Origin of the sequence: Minwuia sp. IMCC3060 (assembly GCF_029909435.1) — a bacterium.
Lineage (GTDB): Bacteria > Pseudomonadota > Alphaproteobacteria > Minwuiales > Minwuiaceae > Minwuia.
This window is the reverse complement of sequence record NZ_CP123782.1, coordinates 1-16,175: the sequence shown is the minus strand read 5'-3', so window position 1 is coordinate 16,175 and position 16,175 is coordinate 1. Positions and strand designations below refer to the sequence as shown.

General features: G+C 64.6%; 14 protein-coding genes and 1 pseudogene. 8 read left to right on the top strand and 7 right to left on the bottom strand.

What is annotated here, in order from left to right; genetic code table 11:
- Positions 1–15 precede the first annotated feature (15 nt).
- Positions 16–144, bottom strand: coding sequence for an SDR family oxidoreductase (locus QGV54_RS00075; protein WP_281018926.1), 129 nt, complete (start codon positions 142–144; stop codon positions 16–18).
- Complete coding sequence (locus tag QGV54_RS00070; RefSeq protein WP_281018927.1) at positions 141–1,037, bottom strand: alpha/beta hydrolase; 897 nt, start codon at positions 1,035–1,037, stop codon at positions 141–143. Before QGV54_RS00070 ends, QGV54_RS00075 begins: the two co-directional genes overlap by 4 nt.
- A gap of 131 nt (positions 1,038–1,168) precedes the next feature.
- Between QGV54_RS00070 and QGV54_RS00065 the strand changes: the two genes are divergently transcribed.
- Positions 1,169–2,068: an SDR family NAD(P)-dependent oxidoreductase gene (locus tag QGV54_RS00065; RefSeq protein ID WP_281018928.1), complete on the top strand. Its 900-nt coding sequence runs from the start codon at positions 1,169–1,171 to the stop codon at positions 2,066–2,068.
- A 22-nt stretch (positions 2,069–2,090) separates the two neighbouring features.
- On the opposite strand, the gene QGV54_RS00060 is transcribed toward QGV54_RS00065, so the two are convergent.
- The 4 genes from QGV54_RS00060 to QGV54_RS00045 form a co-directional block, all read right to left on the bottom strand.
- Positions 2,091–2,606 carry a MarR family transcriptional regulator gene (locus QGV54_RS00060; protein ID WP_281018929.1) on the bottom strand — a complete coding sequence of 172 codons (516 nt, stop codon included), beginning with the start codon at positions 2,604–2,606 and terminating at the stop codon, positions 2,091–2,093.
- A 102-nt stretch (positions 2,607–2,708) separates the two neighbouring features.
- Positions 2,709–3,896, bottom strand: a complete 1,188-nt coding sequence (locus QGV54_RS00055) for an amino acid permease (protein WP_281018930.1) — start codon at positions 3,894–3,896, stop codon at positions 2,709–2,711.
- Positions 3,897–3,960: 64 nt separating this feature from the next.
- Entirely contained in the window at positions 3,961–4,764 is an 804-nt protein-coding gene (locus QGV54_RS00050; RefSeq protein WP_281018931.1) for a universal stress protein, read from the bottom strand.
- On the bottom strand, positions 4,761–7,202 hold the full coding sequence (locus tag QGV54_RS00045; RefSeq protein WP_281018932.1) for an ATP-binding protein: 2,442 nt from the start codon (positions 7,200–7,202) through the stop codon (positions 4,761–4,763). The genes QGV54_RS00050 and QGV54_RS00045 overlap by 4 nt, the downstream gene beginning before the upstream one ends.
- Positions 7,203–7,439: 237 nt before the next feature.
- On the opposite strand from QGV54_RS00045, the gene QGV54_RS00040 reads away from it, so the two are divergent.
- Genes QGV54_RS00040 through QGV54_RS00030 form a run of 3 tightly spaced genes read left to right on the top strand, consistent with a single transcriptional unit; the run spans position 7,440 to position 11,775 of the window.
- Entirely contained in the window at positions 7,440–9,080 is a 1,641-nt protein-coding gene (locus QGV54_RS00040) for a GMC family oxidoreductase N-terminal domain-containing protein (protein WP_281018933.1), read from the top strand.
- Between the two features lie 24 nt (positions 9,081–9,104).
- Positions 9,105–10,313: a mandelate racemase/muconate lactonizing enzyme family protein gene (locus QGV54_RS00035; protein WP_281018934.1), complete on the top strand. Its 1,209-nt coding sequence runs from the start codon at positions 9,105–9,107 to the stop codon at positions 10,311–10,313.
- A 31-nt stretch (positions 10,314–10,344) separates the two neighbouring features.
- Positions 10,345–11,775, top strand: coding sequence for an aldehyde dehydrogenase family protein (locus tag QGV54_RS00030; RefSeq protein WP_281018935.1), 1,431 nt, complete (start codon positions 10,345–10,347; stop codon positions 11,773–11,775).
- A 39-nt stretch (positions 11,776–11,814) separates the two neighbouring features.
- On the opposite strand, the gene QGV54_RS00025 is transcribed toward QGV54_RS00030, so the two are convergent.
- Positions 11,815–12,765, bottom strand: a complete 951-nt coding sequence (locus QGV54_RS00025; RefSeq protein WP_281018936.1) for an NAD(P)-dependent oxidoreductase — start codon at positions 12,763–12,765, stop codon at positions 11,815–11,817.
- 264 nt (positions 12,766–13,029) lie between these two features.
- Here QGV54_RS00025 and QGV54_RS00020 point away from each other — a divergent pair, with 264 nt between their 5' ends.
- The 4 genes and pseudogenes from QGV54_RS00020 to QGV54_RS00005 all read left to right on the top strand — a co-directional run.
- A complete protein-coding gene (locus QGV54_RS00020; RefSeq protein WP_281020030.1) occupies positions 13,030–13,440 on the top strand; it encodes a hypothetical protein in 411 nt (136 codons plus the stop codon).
- Complete coding sequence (locus tag QGV54_RS00015; protein ID WP_281020029.1) at positions 13,437–14,879, top strand: hypothetical protein; 1,443 nt, start codon at positions 13,437–13,439, stop codon at positions 14,877–14,879. Before QGV54_RS00020 ends, QGV54_RS00015 begins: the two co-directional genes overlap by 4 nt.
- Before the next feature lie 399 nt (positions 14,880–15,278).
- The gene (locus QGV54_RS00010) at positions 15,279–15,629 is read left to right on the top strand and encodes a helix-turn-helix transcriptional regulator (RefSeq protein ID WP_281020028.1); all 351 of its coding nucleotides are present in this window, start codon (positions 15,279–15,281) and stop codon (positions 15,627–15,629) included.
- A pseudogene (locus tag QGV54_RS00005) lies at positions 15,619–16,170 on the top strand (HipA N-terminal domain-containing protein); the annotation flags it as partial. The gene QGV54_RS00010 and the pseudogene QGV54_RS00005, both read left to right, overlap by 11 nt.
- Between the last annotated feature and the right edge of the window lie 5 nt (positions 16,171–16,175).

Genomic DNA, 16,175 nt, shown 5'->3' with positions numbered 1-16,175 from the left:
CGACCCGGCGTCGGCTCAGACCTGCCCGCCGCCGTCAGCAGAGAGTGTCTGGCCCGTGACGTAGCGCGCGCGGGCCGAGAACAGGAACAGCGCGGCACCGCCTGACCATGCCGGGTCGCCGAGAATGTGTCGGGCCGTGGTCATCCGGCCGCCCCCTGCCAATGCGGTTCCAGCCATGTTCCGATCTGACTGATCGACTGGCGCGCGATCTCCAGTCGCGGCCAGAACCAGTGCCAGACATGCGGCACGCCGTCCGTCATCTGCAGGGTGACATCCGCACCCGCTGCCTGCGCCCGCTCCGCCAGCCGCAGGGTATCGAAGCGCAAGGCCTCCGCATTGCTGGCCTGAACCAGCAACGGCGGCAGACCGGAAAGATCCGCGTGGATGGGTGAAGCGCCCGGATCGTCCAGCGCCGCGCCACCCACGTAAGCGGCGGCATAACCGGCGATATCCTTGAAATCGATCAGCGGATCGTCGGCGGTCGCCTTCGCGACATCGGATCCTGCCGCGACATCCAGATCCACCCAGGGGGACAGACAGACACCGGCGACGGGTGCAACCCCGCCCCGGTCGCAAAGGGCTGTCAGCGCCGCGACTGTCAGGCCACCGCCTGCGGAATCCCCCATGACACATACCTTCGCCGCAGGCCGTTCGAGTCGTATCTGTTCGACCGCAGCGCAGGCATCAAGCAGCGCTGCGGGGAAGGGATGCTCAGGGGCCAGACGATAGTCCGGCACCAGCACATCCGAACGGGCGGCGACGCCGATCGCGGCGGCAAGGTGGCGGTGGGAGCGCGGGGAGCCGATGCCATACCCGCCGCCGTGCAGATAGACGATCATCCGGTCCGCAGCCGCGCCCGAGACCTGAAGCAGCTCGCCCGCCAGTTCCCCGCAGGACCAGTCACTGACAGTGACACCGTCGGGCAGTGCAAAGGCCTTCTCCGCCCGGTCGTAGAGCGCCCGGCGTTCCGCCAGCGAGACTGTATGGGCCGGCGGCTGCTGCTCCAGGAATGCGATCAGATCGCTCAGTTCACTCATGATTCCCCTCCCCTGACGGTCGAAGCCTTGCATACGGCGCAGCCGACACGTGAATATGGTCACCTGGAATACTATAATCTAGGTCATGTAGTGTCACGGCGAGTCGGCACAGCAACAGGGGAGAGAGATCGATGAAACTTTGTGAAGGACGCGTGGCGATCGTCACGGGCGCGGGACGGGGACTGGGGCGCAGCCATGCGCTGATGCTGGCCGAGCATGGGGCAAAGGTAGTCGTCAATGACCTCGGCTCCGCCGCGAGCGGCATCGGGGAGGATGCGACACCGGCGGACGAGGTGGTGGCGGACATCCGCGCGGCGGGTGGCGAGGCAGTGGCCGACCACAGCGACGTTGCCACCTGGGACGGCGCCCAGGGCGTGGTGCGCAAGGCCATCGATACCTTCGGCGACGTCAATGTCATCATCAACAATGCCGGTATCCTGCGCGACCGCATGATGGTGAACATGACGGAGGACGAGTGGGACTCGGTCGTCCGCGTGCACATGAAGTCGACCTTCGCCGTCACCCACCATGCCGCCAACCACTGGCGCATGATCAGCAAGCAGGGCGGCAGCCCGGAGGCGCGGGTCATCAACACCACCTCCCACTCCGGCCTCTACTGCAACATCGGCCAGACCAACTACGCCGCCGCCAAGGCCGGCATCGCCACCTTCTCCATCGTCGCGGCGCGGGAGCTGCAGCGCTATGGCGTCACCGTCAATGCCATCGCGCCGCGTGCCACCACGCGCATGACCGAAGGCCTGCGTGAATGGACGGAGGAGCAGTTGGACAAACGGCGGCCGGAGTGGGTCTCGTCGCTCGTGACCTGGCTGGCCAGTACGCAGTCGGCAGGCGTCAGCGGGCGCGTGTTCGAAGCCTGGGGCTATGGCTTCACGGTGGCGGAAAGCTGGCAGCATGGCGCAACAGCACCCGCATCGCTGGACCCGACCACCATCAATGACAGCATGCGGGACGCCATTGCGAAGTCACGCCCCAACGCAGGCATCGATATCGGTGTCGAACTGGATCCCTGACCGGGGCCGCACCGCAGGAACATCAGTCGTCGCCGTCGAGAATGCCCCGGATATTGTCCTTCATCCGGCCCAGCACCCTCTCGGCGGTGGCGATGTCCTCGTCCGACAGGCCGTCCAGGACCGTGTGGTTCAGGCGGTGACCGACCGTCGCCATCTGGTCCAGCACGCCCTGCCCCCGTGCCGTGACGACGATCCGTTTCGCGCGGCGGTCACGGCTGTCGGGGCGGCGTTCGACAAAGCCGCTGGCCTCCAGCCGGTCGATCAGCCCGGTCATCGGCGCCTTGCCCATGTCCAGGATGCGCGCCAGCTTCGTCTGGGGCATCCCGGCCTCAGCCCCCTCGGTGCCGAGACTGCGCGACAGTTGCGCCAGCACCCACCACTGGGAACGGGTGATGCCAAGCGGCTTCATCTCCTGATCGAACAGCGTCCGCCGCATGCGGGAAACGTCATGCACCAGAAACCCGATCCGGAACTGCGGTGACTGCGCCGAAGGCCCCGATGAAGCTGCCGGTTCGTCGGTGGGTTCTCTGACCGCCATCGTGACCTCTTCCGCAGGATGCATTGCCGTCGTTTCCGACACCTTATTGAACAAAACCATCCTGCAGAATACCACTTTCCGTCAGGACCACGGGACAGTCGATCACGCGAACAGCAGGACCAGCGAGAGCAGGATGGCGATCATCGGCACAGTCCGGTGGACATCGGGCGCGCCCGCAGGCGTCGGCACGCGCCGCTTCAGCGCAAGCAGGGCGAGGTTCACGACGATAAAGATGCACAGCAGGATGTAGGTCGTTACCTGGGCCAGTTTCTCGATGGGGGCACTCAATGCCAGGACGACAACGATCAGGGTCACGGCGACGGTCGCCGCGACAGGTGTTCCCAGCCGGTCACTGGTGGCATGGGCCCAGGTGAACAGGCGGTTCCGGCGGCCCAGGCCATACAGCACGCGGGCGGCCATGACGATCTGGGCCAGCACGCCGTTCAGTGTGGCGAAGATCGCGATCACGATGATCGTGTCCGGTGACCAGCCTGTTCCCTTCTCGAACACCAGGGCCAGCGGGCGTTCGCTCTGCGCCAGTTGCTGCATGTCGACGGCCCGGATCGCAGCGACCGCGACAAGCACGTAGAGCAGGGTGGTGATCATGATCGCGCCGACGATGCCGCGCGGCATGGTCCGGACAGGGTCGATGGTTTCCTCCGCCAGGTTGACCATGTCCTCGAAACCGATGAAGGCGAAGAAGGCCAGCAGTGCCGCGGCGAGCAGCATCGGACCGCCGCCGTGCAGCAGGGAACCCAGGTCCACCATGTCTGCCAGGGGTGTCACCGGTTCGGCACTGAAACCCGCCCCGACGATCAGCAGCAGGCCGACAATCTCGATGAGGGTGAGAATCGCGGCAAACACCAGGGACTCCAGCACGCCGACAAGGGCGATGCAGCCCAGCAAGAGGCCGACAAGGATCTCGAGCCAGAATCTCGGCAAGTCGACAAGCGCGGCAAGATAGCCAACCCCACCCTTCAGGATCGCTGCCGCCGAGATCACGCCGACACAGGCAACCGCCACACCGACACAGTCACCGAACCACCCGATACCGAAGGCGGTGCGGACATAGGCGGCCTCCCCCGCGCTTTCCGGTATCCGGGCCGAAAGCTCGGCAAAAGAAAGCGCCGAGAGCGCCGCTGCCACGCCCGCGACAACGAAAGAAAGCGGGGTCAGCGCGCCCGCCACGCCCGCGACCTTGCCCACCAGCACATAGATTCCGGCGCCGACCATGACGCCGACGCCGTAGAGGATCAGCAGGCTCAGTCCGACGCGGCGATGAAGGGCCATGGTGGCGTCCTTTCAGGGAACCGGGGAGAAACGGAGAGACGCAGCAATCGGGCAGCGGATGGCGCTATCGCATCAGCAGAACAGGCATGTGTGCCGACGCGAGGAATGCAGCCAGGTTCGGCCCGGCCAGTGCCCCGTTCTGCGGCGAGACGATGACAAGCCCGGCATCCGAGCGGATCTGCTGGATGAGGTCCGCTGTCTGGACGGCGGCGGTAATCCGGGCAGGAAGATCAAACGACCGCAACTGGCTCTCGGCTTCGGCGGGTGTGACGGCCGCACCGGAAAGGACCTCCACCACGCGGTCACTGTCCCCCTTGAACCACCGGGCGGCGGCCAGACCACGGGCAAGAAATCCGGCACTGTCGGCGACCACGACGATGCGCCCCTGCCCGACGCTCTCGCCCGGCGGCAGCACCAGGACGGGGGCGGACATCCGGCGGATGGTCGCGGCAAGCGTCGCCCCCACATGTCCGGGACGGCGCGACAGCACCAGCAGGTCATCCTGATCCGCCTGCGATACAAGCGTCTCAGCCACGATTCCGCGCACCGTCCGCAGCTCGCAATGACACCGGAGCGCCGCCGCAGTGGCCGATACGTGGCGCGCGAGCAGCGCCGACTGCGCCCGCAAGGCGGCATCCATCGCCCGGGCGTCCAGCGTCTCGGAAAGTCCCGTCACCGTGCTCACGTGCCGCGCGGGCAGCCCCTCCCCCGCCAGGACATTCACCATGCGGGAGTCCTCGACAAACAGACCTTCCGCCTCGGCATTCAGCCGGTTTGCCAGCCGCAGGGCCTCGGGCAGCATGGAACGCGCTGCCGGGGAGAGGTCCAGGGCCAAGAGCATCCGGCGGATCGCGAAGCCTGCCGTCATCCCGCCCCCTCCGGCGGGTCGGGATCACGACCCGCGTCCGACGATGCCGCCTTCGACGCCTTCGCGAAGGCCGTCAGCCTGTCCTCGACCAGGCGATGAATGGTGCCCTCGGCAAAGCTGCCGTCCGCCCCGCGCGGGCCTGTTGCCATGCCGGTCAACAGCGACAGCGCCTCATCGACGTTGCTGACCGCATGTATCCGGAATGTCCCTTCCCGTGCCGCCGCGACCACATCCTCCCGCAACATCAGATGCCTGACATTCGACCGCGGAATGATCACGCCCTGGCTGCCGGACAGCCCACCTTCGCGGCAGATGTCGAAGAAACCCTCGATCTTCTCGTTCACGCCGCCGATGGCCTGGGAGACACCATGCTGGTTCACCGAACCGGTCATCGCGAGATCCTGACGGATCGGGACACCACTGATGGCGGACAGCAGCGCACAGAGTTCCGCCATGGAGGCGCTGTCCCCGTCCACCCCGCCGTAGGACTGTTCGAACACCAGACTGGCGGAGAGGGTCAGCGGCCTGTCGGGCAGATAGTGCTGGGCAACGAAGCCCTGCAGGATCATCACGCCCTTCGTGTGCAGCGCACCGCCAAGCTTCGCCTCCCGTTCGATATCCAGGACGCCGCCACGGCCCGTGCGCACACGCGCCGTGATCCGGCTCGGCTGACCGAAGGCGAGAGACCCCGCCTGCAGAACCGACAGGCCGTTGACCTGCCCCACGGCGCTGCCCGCGACATCCACCAGCACGACGTCCTGCGCAATGCGCTCGTAGATCAGGTCGCGGACCCGGCTGCCCCGACGGATACGGGCGTCCAGAGCAGCGGTCACACTGTCGGCGGACACAACGGACGCCCCTCCGGCCGCAGCCAGATGACTGGCCTCCCGCGCCAGATCGATCAGGTCGCCAACCTGTGTCGAGAAACGCTCCGCGTCCCCTGCCTTGCGAATGGCATGGTCCAGGATTGCAGCGACGGCAGCGCTGTCGAGAGGCAGCAGCCCCTCGTTGCGCGATGCCGTGGAAATGATGGCGGCAAGCTGGAGAGCCGTTTCCGGCTGGCGCGGAACCTGATCCTCGATATCCGCCGCGATCTTGAACAGCTCCGGGAACTCGGGGTCGTGCACCGACAGCAGGTAATAGAGTTGCCGGTCACCGATCAGCACGATCTTCGTTTCCAGCGGAATCGGTTCCGGGTCCAGCGTGACCGTGGAGATCATGCCCATCGACTGCGCGATCGATTCGATCCGGATCTCCCGCGAACGCAGCGCCCGTTTCAGCTGATCCCAGGCAAAGGGCTGGGTCAGGATCTGGCGGGCGTCGAGCACCAGATAGCCACCGTTGGCCCGATGCAGCGCGCCACCGAGGATGAGGTTGAAGTCGGTGGCCAGCGCACCGAACTGGGCAATATGCTCGATCCGGCCAAAGACATTGCCATGCGACGGGAATCCTTCCGCGACGATGGGCGCGCCGGTGGACTCGGCATTGTTGACGATCAGGTTCGCGCGGTATCGCCGCTGCACCGCGCTGCGCGCCGCCTCCGGGCTGGCTTCCGCTTCACCCGGCGCGTTCTGTGACGGGGCGGGACGCAGGAACTGGGCGGCATTCTCCACGACATCCGCCTCGACCGCATTGATGTGGGCAGCCACCTCCGGCAGATCGGCGTAGGCCTTCTCCAGCTCGTCCGTCAGATGGCCGACGGCAAAGCGGGTGACTTCCCTCTCGAGCTCGCGGACCTTCTCGCGGTGCTCCTTCTCCAGCGCCGGAATCTGCACGACGATATTCTTCAGCAGGCCCTGCAGACGCTCGATTTCCGACTGGAACCGCGCCTGTTCCGCCTGATCCAGGCCGCGAAACGCCTCAGGCGTCAGCACTTCGCCGTCCTTCGCCGGCGCGAAGGTGAAACCCATGGGTGTGCGGATCAGCGCCACGCCGGATTTCTCCGCATCCTCATGGATCGCGGCAAACAGCTCCTGCTGCCTCGACTGCATTGCCTCGTCCAGCGCGCGGCGGCGCGCCTGATAGTCATCCCCCTCGAAAGCGCCCGGAATGGCCGCGCTGAGCTCGTTCACCAGCGTGTCCATGTCTTCCTTCAGACGCAGGCCACGGCCCGGGGGAAGCCTGATGGCGCGCGGCTTGTGCGGATTCCGGAAGTTGTGGACGTAACACCAGTCCGGCGGCGTGGGCCGTTCCGCCGCAAGCGGCTTCAGGATGCTGGAGACGATCCGGTGACGACCATGACCGGGGCCACCCATGACGAAGACATTATAGCCCTGGGACGGGATGCCGACGCCGAAGCTGACCGCTTCGATCGCCCGTTCCTGCGTGATGTTCTGGGCCACATCGGACAGCTCTGCCGTTGTCGAGAATCCAAGACTGGCCGGCTCCGTCACCTGACGGAGCTGTTCAGGGGAAACCACAAGGTCATCGGTCTGCATGGTTCACCTCGATCATCAGCGGACGGCAAGGATGAAGAACCCGTCCGGATACCGGCACCGCCCGGCTGAAGCCACCGGACAGGCATTCTGCGATGCTAGGGCAAGCCCCCGCGATACCCGTTGATCCAGATCAACCTGCACGGACAGCGATCTGCAGTCGTGATCATGGTTCACGGAGATGCGGATCACCGGTAGCTTGCGGGTCAGGAACCGGGCCGCGGATCAGGGTCGAAGGGCATGTCTGATATGGAATTCGACTACATCATCGTCGGCGCGGGCTCGGCCGGATGCGTCCTGGCCGATTGCCTGACCAGGAACGGTCGCACCACGGTCCTTGTGATCGAGGCCGGCGGTTCCGACGCCCGCTTCTGGATCAAGGTGCCGGTGGGTTACGGCTTCACCTTCTCCGACCCCAGGGTGAACTGGCGCTACAGCGCCGAACCGGACCCCGGGCTGAATGCACGGGTCGGCTACTGGCCGCGCGGTCGGGTGATCGGCGGATCGGGGTCGATCAATGCCATGGCCTGGGTGTGCGGGCAGGCCCATGATTTCAACGACTGGGAGGGCGCGGGCGCCGCCGGGTGGAACTGGAGCACCGCGCAACCGGTCTTCGAGCGGCTGGTGAGCCACAGCGAGACCGGCCCCGATGGCAGGGCACGAATCCGGGGCTCCGGTCCGCTGCGCGTATCCGATCTCAGCGCCCGGATGCACCCGTTCTCGTCCCGGTTCCTTGAAGCCGCGCAGGAGCTTGGCTGGCCGCTGACCGACGACATGAACGGCGACCAGCCTGAAGGACTCTCGCGATACCGCAGCACGGTGCGCAACGGCATCCGCTGTTCCCCGGCGGATGCCTTCCTGCGCCCGGCGCTGAGGCGGGGCAATGTGAGGGTGCTGAAACATGCGCTGGTGGAGCGGCTGCTGATCCGGGACGGGCAGGCCACGGGCGTGCAGTACAGCCTCGGGAACCGGACCATGACCGCCCACGCCAGGGGCGAGGTCATCGTCAGTGCGGGTGCCGTCAATTCCCCGCAACTGCTGCAACTGTCGGGCATCGGACCGGCAGGACTGCTGCGGTCGCACGGGATCGATGTTGTCAGTGACCTGTCGCAGGTGGGGCGGGGACTGCAGGACCATCTGGCGATCACCCATCACTTCATCGCCACCGAACCGACACTGAACACCCTGTTGAGCCGCCGGTCCGGGCAGTTCAGGGCCGGCCTGCAGTACCTGCTGACCCGCAGGGGGCCATTGAGTGTGCCGGTCAATCAGGTGGGCGGCTTCATCCGGTCGGAAGGGACCGCCGTGGTCCCGGACATGCAGGTGTTCTGCAATCCGGTATCCTATTCGACCCAACCCGGCGGCGCGCCACGAATGGATCACGATCCGGGGTTCATCCTGTCGGCTCAGCCCTGTCGTCCGACCAGCCGCGGGGAGATCATGATTGCCTCCGCCGATCCGCGCGAAGCGCCGCTGATCCAGCCCAACTCCCTGTCGACCGAAGCGGATCGCGCGGCGGCTGTCCGGGCCGGCAGGCTGTTGCGGTTGCTGGCCGGAACGCCGACGATAAGGCGCGTGACGCGTGCACCGAAGCCGCCGGACATATCGGTCATGACCGACGCCGAGATGCTGGAGAACTTTCGCGACCGTGCCGCGACCGTCTTCCACCCCTGCTGCACCTGCCGCATGGGGGACGACCCGGCCGCTTCGGTCCTGGATGAACGGCTGAGGGTGCACGGGATCGGGCGCCTGCGTGTCGTCGATGCCTCATCCTTCCCCAACATCACATCGGGCAATATCAATGCGCCGACGATGATGCTGGCCATGCGGGCCGCTGATCTGATCCTGGAGGACGCGCAGACCACCGCGCACCACACCTGAGAACCGAGAAGGACTGGGAAACGCATGCGTCTGGAAAAGATCGAGACCTTTGTCGTCGGCAATCCGCCGCCCCGTCACGGCGGTCGCTACTTCATCTTCCTGCGCCTGACCACCGCCTGCGGGATCACGGGGGTCGGCGAGATCTACAACGCCACCTTCGGCCCCGATCTCTGCGCCGCCATGGCCGTGGAGGTGTTCGGGCGCCAGTTCGAAGGACAGGATCCGCACCAAATCGAGAAGCTCTGGCGGCGCACCTATGGCGCCGGCTTCACCCAGCGCCCCGACGTGACGGTGATGGGCGTGCTCAGCGGTCTCGAGATGGCCTGCTGGGACATCATCGGCAAGGCGGCGGACAGGCCGGTCCACGACCTGCTGGGCGGCAGGGTGCATGACCGCCTGCGCAGCTATACCTACCTCTATCCGCCGGAGGGCGATGTCTATCCCGACCCGGATGTGCCCAATGTCTACAACGACCCGGACATGGCCGCGGAGGTCGCGGTGGCGATGGTCGAAAAGGGCTTTACCGCGGTGAAGTTCGATCCGGCGGGCCCCTATACCGTCTATGACGGCCACCAGCCGACGCTGGCGGATCTGGAGCGCAGCGAGATGTTCTGCAAGCGCATCCGGGAGGCGGTGGGCACCCGGGCCGACCTGCTGTTCGGCACCCATGGCCAGTTCACGGTCTCGGGCGCAAAGCGCATGGCCCGGCGGCTGGAGCCCTACGACCCGCTCTGGTTCGAGGAACCGACCACGCCGGAGAACCCCGCCGACATGGCGGAGATCGCGCGTTTCACCTCGATCCCGGTCGCTGCCGGTGAACGGCTGTGCACCAAGCACGAATTCGCCCGGCTGCTGGAGGCCGGTGCCGCCTCCGTCCTGCAGATGAACCTCAGCCGCGTCGGGGGTCTGCTGGAGGCGAAGAAGATCGCCGCCATGGCCGAGACCCGCCAGGCCCAGATCGCACCGCACCTCTACTGCGGGCCGGTGACGGCGGCGGCCAACATCCAGATCGCAACCTGCAGCCCGAACTTCCTGATCCTGGAAAGCATCGGCACCTTCACCGGACCCTACATGTCCATGGTCGACGCCGATTTCACCTGGCAGGACGGCTACCTGATCCCGCCCACCAGTCCCGGACTGGGCATCACGCTGAATGACGCCGTGATCGCCGCGAACCCCTATACCGGCACTGAACTGCATCTGGGCATGGCCCACGAACCCGTCGTGCCCTGAAGACCCGGTCAGCCAGGAAGGAGGCCCAGCCATGGTGATGCTGGACAGATTCTACATCGACGGCGCCTGGGTGGAGCCTGTCTCGACGGAAACCATGCCCGTGATGAACCCGGCGCATGACACCAGGATCGGCACGCTGAGCCTGGGAAACGCGGTCGATATCGACCGGGCGGTGGCTGCTGCCGCCGCCGCCTTCGAGACCTATTCACGGACAACTAGAGCCGAACGGCTGGCCCTGCTCGAACGTCTGCTGGCGGTGACCCGGACCCGCCTCGAGGATCTGGCCCAGGCAATGACTGCGGAGATGGGTGCCCCGATCACCATGTCCCGGGACGCGCAGGCCGACAGCGCGATCGGACACCTGGAGGGCTTCATCGCGGCACTGAAGGTGCAGCAGGAACGGGAGACCCTGCCCAACGGCGACATACTGACCCGCGAACCGATCGGGGTCTGCGGCCTGATCACGCCCTGGAACTGGCCGATCAACCAGATCGCGCTGAAGGTCATTCCGGCCCTTGCGACCGGCGCGACCTGCATCCTGAAACCGTCGGAGCACACGCCGCTTTCCGCCAGCATCTACGCCGAGATCATCCACGCGGCCGGTTTTCCTGCGGGTACCTTCAACCTGGTGCACGGTGACGGCCCCACCGTCGGGGCGGCCATGTCGCGCCACACCGGCATTGCCATGATGTCGTTCACCGGCTCCACCCGCGCAGGCAGCCAGGTCACAAGGGATGCCGCCGACACAGTGAAGCGGGTCACGCTGGAACTGGGCGGCAAGTCGCCCAACCTGGTCTTTGCCGACTGTGATCTGGAGCGCAGCGTCACCTCGGGCGTGGCGGAGTGTTTCTACAATACCGGCCAGTCCTGCGACGCGCCCACGCGGATGCTGGTCGAAAGGACCTGCTACGCCAGGGCACTGGAGATCGCCGCGGCAGCCGGCCGGGCGCAGGCGGTCGGCGACCCGCTTCAGGAAGGTGATCATATCGGCCCGCTGTTCGACAGGATCCAGTACGACCGGGTGCAGGCCATGATCCGGACCGGGATCGATGAAGGGGCGCGCCTGCTGGTCGGAGGCCCAGGCAAGCCGGAAGGTTTCGAGCACGGCTGGTACGCCCGGCCGACGATCTTCGCCGACGTGCACCCCGACATGCGCATCGCGCGGGAGGAGATCTTCGGACCGGTGCTGGTGATCATGCCGTTCGACAGCGAGGAAGAGGCCATCAGGCTGGCCAATGACACCGACTACGGGCTGGCGGCCTATGTCCAGACCGGCGATCCGGCACGGGCGGAACGGGTCTCGGACCGGCTGCGCGCGGGCGGCATCCACATCAATGGCCGTGCCGCAGGCTATGGCTCGCCCTTTGGCGGCTACAAGCGATCCGGCAATGGCAGGGAAGGCGGGTCGTTCGGGCTGGAGGACTATCAGGAACTGAAGGTCAGGCCCCCCTTCGCCCCCTGACGACACGCCGCAGCCTCACCTGCCTGGGCATGCCCCGGGTCACCCGAGGCCTTTCGGAATGACCTCGTATCCCGGTTCCTCCGGCTCATCATCCTGCATCTCGGCGGGAAATCCCGGTGCCCTGATGTCCAGTCCCGTGGCATCTTCCAGCCGCCGGATGATGTTCGGCGACAGTTCCCGCTCACCATAGCGGGCAATGCCGTCATCGAAGATCTCGATCATCACCGGATTCATTTCCAGTGGCACACCTGCCCGGTCGGCGACGGCCTGGAACAGCCCGATGTCCTTCTTCACCAGATCCATGGTGAAGGAGATGTCGCGGGAGCCATTCAGGATGACCTGGCTTTCGGTCTCATGCACGAAACTGTTGCCCGAACTGATCCGGATCGCCTCGTAGGTCGTGTTCATGTCCATCCCGGCGGCCTTCGCGGTCACCAGCGCCTCGCAGCATGTGAGCAGGTTTGCGGTCGCCAGGTAATTGGTGATGACCTTGAGGACCGAAGCTGAGCCGATCGCTCCGGTATGCAGGACCCGTCTGCCCATGGTGGTCAGCAACGGCAGGATGCGCTCGAACGTGGCGCGATCACAACCGGCAAGGATCGCGATATTGCCGGTGGCAGCGCGATGGCAGCCACCCGATACCGGGCAATCCACAGCCGCCCCGCCCCGTTCCGTCACCATCGCGCCGAGGCGTTTCACCTCGGCTTCGTCAGTGGTGGACATCTCCATCCAGATCTTTCCGGCGGACACCTCGGGCAGCATCTCCCGCATCACCGCATCCGATGCCGCGGGCGACGGCAGGCAGGTAATGACCGCATCGCAGTCACGCATCAGCTGCGCCGGGCCGTTCCCTTCCCGCGCGCCCTGCGCGACGAACGCATCGACCCTTTGCGCATCCAGGTCATGAACCGTCAGGTCGATCCCGTTCCGCAACAGCGACCCGGAAAGTTTGGCCCCGACATTGCCGAGACCGATGAAACCCACCCTCATGGGAACCTCCTGTTTGCACCACTGCGCGCCGGGCGAACCGCCCCCTCAAGCAAGCGCAGGTCCGCCACCGGACACAAGCAGGATCATGACAAATCCACCCATGCACGCCAGAGGCATCCGGAATTTCGGTGATGAAATGGTGGTCCCCGAGGGTGAAAGTTTGAACACCCTCCTTGAGACTCTGGCTGACTGGGAAAGGCAACTCAAGGACTGCGAAGATGTTATCCCCTACGATCTGGGGAACAAGTCGGACGGGCCATCACCATGACTCGCACGATTTTCAACCATGCATCCGGTGCTACCCGGAAACCCTCCCGCCCCGCCCCATTCTCAATCCGGCTGACCGCTGACGAGCGCGCCTGGCTCGAACGCAAGGCGGGGAACAAGCCGCTCGGAACCTACATCCGTGACCGTCTACTCGGCGATCATGTGGCTGGACGGTCGGCCGTGCGTAGCCCGAAGCCTGACTATGCGATGCTCAGCAAGGTGCTCGCCGCTCTGGGGCCGTCTGAGCTGGCGACCAGCATATGCATGATGGCGAAGCTCGCGGAGCGAGGTTCACTGCTGCTCGATGATGAGTGCGCCGCAAGCCTTCAGGCGGCCTGCGCGGATATACAGGAGATGCGCCTGCTACTCATTCGTGCGCTGGGCCTGAGGCTTGGCGGTGACGAATGATCCTGGTCGGCAACCAGCGCGGTGGCGCGAAGGATCTCGCCCGGCATCTCATGAAGCAGGACAATGAACATGTCTCCGTGCATGAGCTGCGCGGCTTCGTTGCCGACGATCTGGATGGGGCGTTCACGGAAAGCTACGCGATCAGCCGGGGTACGAAATGCAGACAGTTCCTGTTTTCGCTCAGCCTCAATCCGCCGCCTGATGAAGAGGTCAGCACGGCCGATTTCGAGGCGGCGATTGATCGGGCGGAGGCGAAGCTTGGCCTGACGGGCCAGCCGCGCGCCGTAGTGTTTCATGAGAAGGAAGGACCCGGCGGTATGCGCCGTCATGCCCACGCTGTCTGGAGCCGGATCAGGGCCGATGAGATGAAGGCGGTGCAGATGTCTCATTCGCACCGCAAGCTCATGGATATGAGCCGCGAGCTGTATCTGGAGCACGGCTGGAAGATGCCGCGCGGGCTCGCCGATCAAAAGAACCGTGATCCCCGCAACTTCACACTGGAGGAATGGCAACAGGCCAGGCGTGCGGGCCGAGATGCGAAAGATCTCAAGGCTTCGATACAGGACGCCTGGGCCATCTCAGACACGAAGACCGCCTTCAGCAATGCGCTTCTGGAGCGCGGCCTGTGGCTCGCGCGTGGTGATCGGCGCGGCTATGTCGCCGTCGATTATGAGGGCGAGGTTTTCAGCCTGTCACGCTGGGCCGGGGTGAAGACCAAGCACCTTCGCGAGCGGCTGGGCGATGAGAAGTCACTCTCCAGCGTCGAGGACGCGACGGCCCGCATGGCAGCGGCAATGACGCAGAAGATGGACGTCTTCCAGAAGGAACTGGCATCCCGCAAGCAAGCCGAACAGCAACGATACGAAACGCAGCGTATAGAACTGGTTGAGCGTCAGCGCGCCGAACGAAAAGCGCTTTCGACGGCTCAGGCCCAGCGTGAAATGAAGGAGCATCAAGACCGCCAGGCCCGACTGCGCGGCGGCGTCAAAGGGCTGTGGGATCGTCTGACAGGCGCGCGCAATCGCATTATTGAGGAGAATATGCGCGAGGCCGATCTGGCGCGTCTGCGCGATCTGGCCGAGCGCGAGCGGATGGTTTCTGAGCAGTTGGAGCAGCGCCGCGATCTGATCGCTGAGCGCAAGAATGGACAAAGGATCACCAACGAGCATGCCCAGACCGTTGCAGCTGATAAGAGGAGATATGATGCAATGGTCGGCAGTGGCCTCGTCGACCATTCGGTCGGGCGGAACGGAGGCGCGGTTCGACGGCCTGATGGCCATGAAAAGCGACAAAATCGGCCAACTCGGACTCCTGAGACAAAATTGGAGACTGCCCAGCCCCCGGCTGAGGACCGGAACGCGCGTTTGCAAGCGTTCAAGGCGGAACGGCGAGGTGTCCCGGACCAGCAGCGGCAAGCAAGGCTGAAGCTGGAGCGATAACGTCGCCCCTCATCGATTGGCCTGTGTTGGTATGTTCAGATGCTGGTCTCTTTGGGAAGGAGCGACCGGATACCAGCGACTGCACATCCTGCTGAAGCGGGAGGTCTGGAGAATCAACTGGAAGAAGCTCTGCCGCATCTAACGGCATCGAGCTCGATCCGCAAACTGAGGACGGTAAGGAGGTGTTTGCCGAATCTGTGGTCAAGCCTAATGCGGGTAAGATCGATTTTGCGGGTTTCGACCCTCTGTTTGATTGGATCGTGGCGGTGTTGGCTCATTACGCAGCGCTCCGATTGACTTATATATAGGTCATAAAGCCTCTTAAGGCTTATATATAAGTCTTATTCTTGACATTCTCGCTTCATTCCGGCATGATGGAGAATGAAAGGATGCAGCCCCATGGCACGGACAAAAGGATCAACAAGCGCTCGCACGCTCTCCTATTACGGGGAAGAAGCACTGACCTTGCTTGGCCAGCTCATTCGTGCCGGTCGCATCGAAAGAAAGATAAGTGTCCAACAGCTGGCCGAACGCGTGGGCGTATCGCGCGATATGATCCGCCGCATCGAGAATGGCGATCCGCGCTGCGGCATTGGCTCGGTCTTTGAAGCAGCCACAATTGTTGGCGTTCCCCTGTTCGAGGCCGAGGAAAGCAGGCTGTCAATGCGTGTGGCTGAGCAGGCAGAAAAGCTCCAGCTCATGCCAAAGACTGTGCGCGAGACCAAAGAGGTGGTGAGAGATGACTTCTAATCATCGCCACGATGAAGCCTATGTTTGGATTTGGCTACCTGGAGAGACCAAGCCGATCGTGGCAGGACGGCTCAGCCGCCAGAATGATGGACGCCTTGCCTACAACTACGGCCGAAGCTATCTCAGCCGCGAAAACGCGATCGCGATCTACGCACCGGAACTGCCCTTAAAAGCAGGCTCGATTGAAATCAGTGACAATATGCAGATGCCTAGCTGCATCCGTGACGGTTCGCCCGACGCTTGGGGTCGGCGGGTCATAATCAACCGGATGCTTGGCCTTCAGGGCAAGGAAGCAGATGCGGCTGAGCTGGATGAGCTGACTTATATGCTTGAATCCGGATCTGACCGGATTGGAGCGTTAGACTTCCAGAAATCCCCTAACGAATACGTCCCGCGCCAAAGCCAGAACGCTACGCTCGAAGAGCTAATTGAATCCGCCAAGCGCGTCGAAGACGGCGTACCGCTTTCGCCGGAACTTGATCTTGCGCTCCAGCACGGCACTGCTCTGGGCGGTGCGCGCCCCAAGGCGCTGATCGATGATGGTGA

What these genes read in the sequence shown, in the direction of transcription:
- QGV54_RS00075 (WP_281018926.1), bottom strand. Translation starts at nt 144, where the DNA reads ATGACCACGGCCCGACACATTCTCGGCGACCCGGCATGGTCAGGCGGT.
- QGV54_RS00070 (WP_281018927.1), bottom strand. Translation starts at nt 1,037, where the DNA reads ATGAGTGAACTGAGCGATCTGATCGCATTCCTGGAGCAGCAGCCGCCG.
- QGV54_RS00065 (WP_281018928.1), top strand. Translation starts at nt 1,169, where the DNA reads ATGAAACTTTGTGAAGGACGCGTGGCGATCGTCACGGGCGCGGGACGG.
- QGV54_RS00060 (WP_281018929.1), bottom strand. Translation starts at nt 2,606, where the DNA reads ATGGCGGTCAGAGAACCCACCGACGAACCGGCAGCTTCATCGGGGCCT.
- QGV54_RS00055 (WP_281018930.1), bottom strand. Translation starts at nt 3,896, where the DNA reads ATGGCCCTTCATCGCCGCGTCGGACTGAGCCTGCTGATCCTCTACGGC.
- QGV54_RS00050 (WP_281018931.1), bottom strand. Translation starts at nt 4,764, where the DNA reads ATGACGGCAGGCTTCGCGATCCGCCGGATGCTCTTGGCCCTGGACCTC.
- QGV54_RS00045 (WP_281018932.1), bottom strand. Translation starts at nt 7,202, where the DNA reads ATGCAGACCGATGACCTTGTGGTTTCCCCTGAACAGCTCCGTCAGGTG.
- QGV54_RS00040 (WP_281018933.1), top strand. Translation starts at nt 7,440, where the DNA reads ATGTCTGATATGGAATTCGACTACATCATCGTCGGCGCGGGCTCGGCC.
- QGV54_RS00035 (WP_281018934.1), top strand. Translation starts at nt 9,105, where the DNA reads ATGCGTCTGGAAAAGATCGAGACCTTTGTCGTCGGCAATCCGCCGCCC.
- QGV54_RS00030 (WP_281018935.1), top strand. Translation starts at nt 10,345, where the DNA reads ATGGTGATGCTGGACAGATTCTACATCGACGGCGCCTGGGTGGAGCCT.
- QGV54_RS00025 (WP_281018936.1), bottom strand. Translation starts at nt 12,765, where the DNA reads ATGAGGGTGGGTTTCATCGGTCTCGGCAATGTCGGGGCCAAACTTTCC.
- QGV54_RS00020 (WP_281020030.1), top strand. Translation starts at nt 13,030, where the DNA reads ATGACTCGCACGATTTTCAACCATGCATCCGGTGCTACCCGGAAACCC.
- QGV54_RS00015 (WP_281020029.1), top strand. Translation starts at nt 13,437, where the DNA reads ATGATCCTGGTCGGCAACCAGCGCGGTGGCGCGAAGGATCTCGCCCGG.
- QGV54_RS00010 (WP_281020028.1), top strand. Translation starts at nt 15,279, where the DNA reads ATGGCACGGACAAAAGGATCAACAAGCGCTCGCACGCTCTCCTATTAC.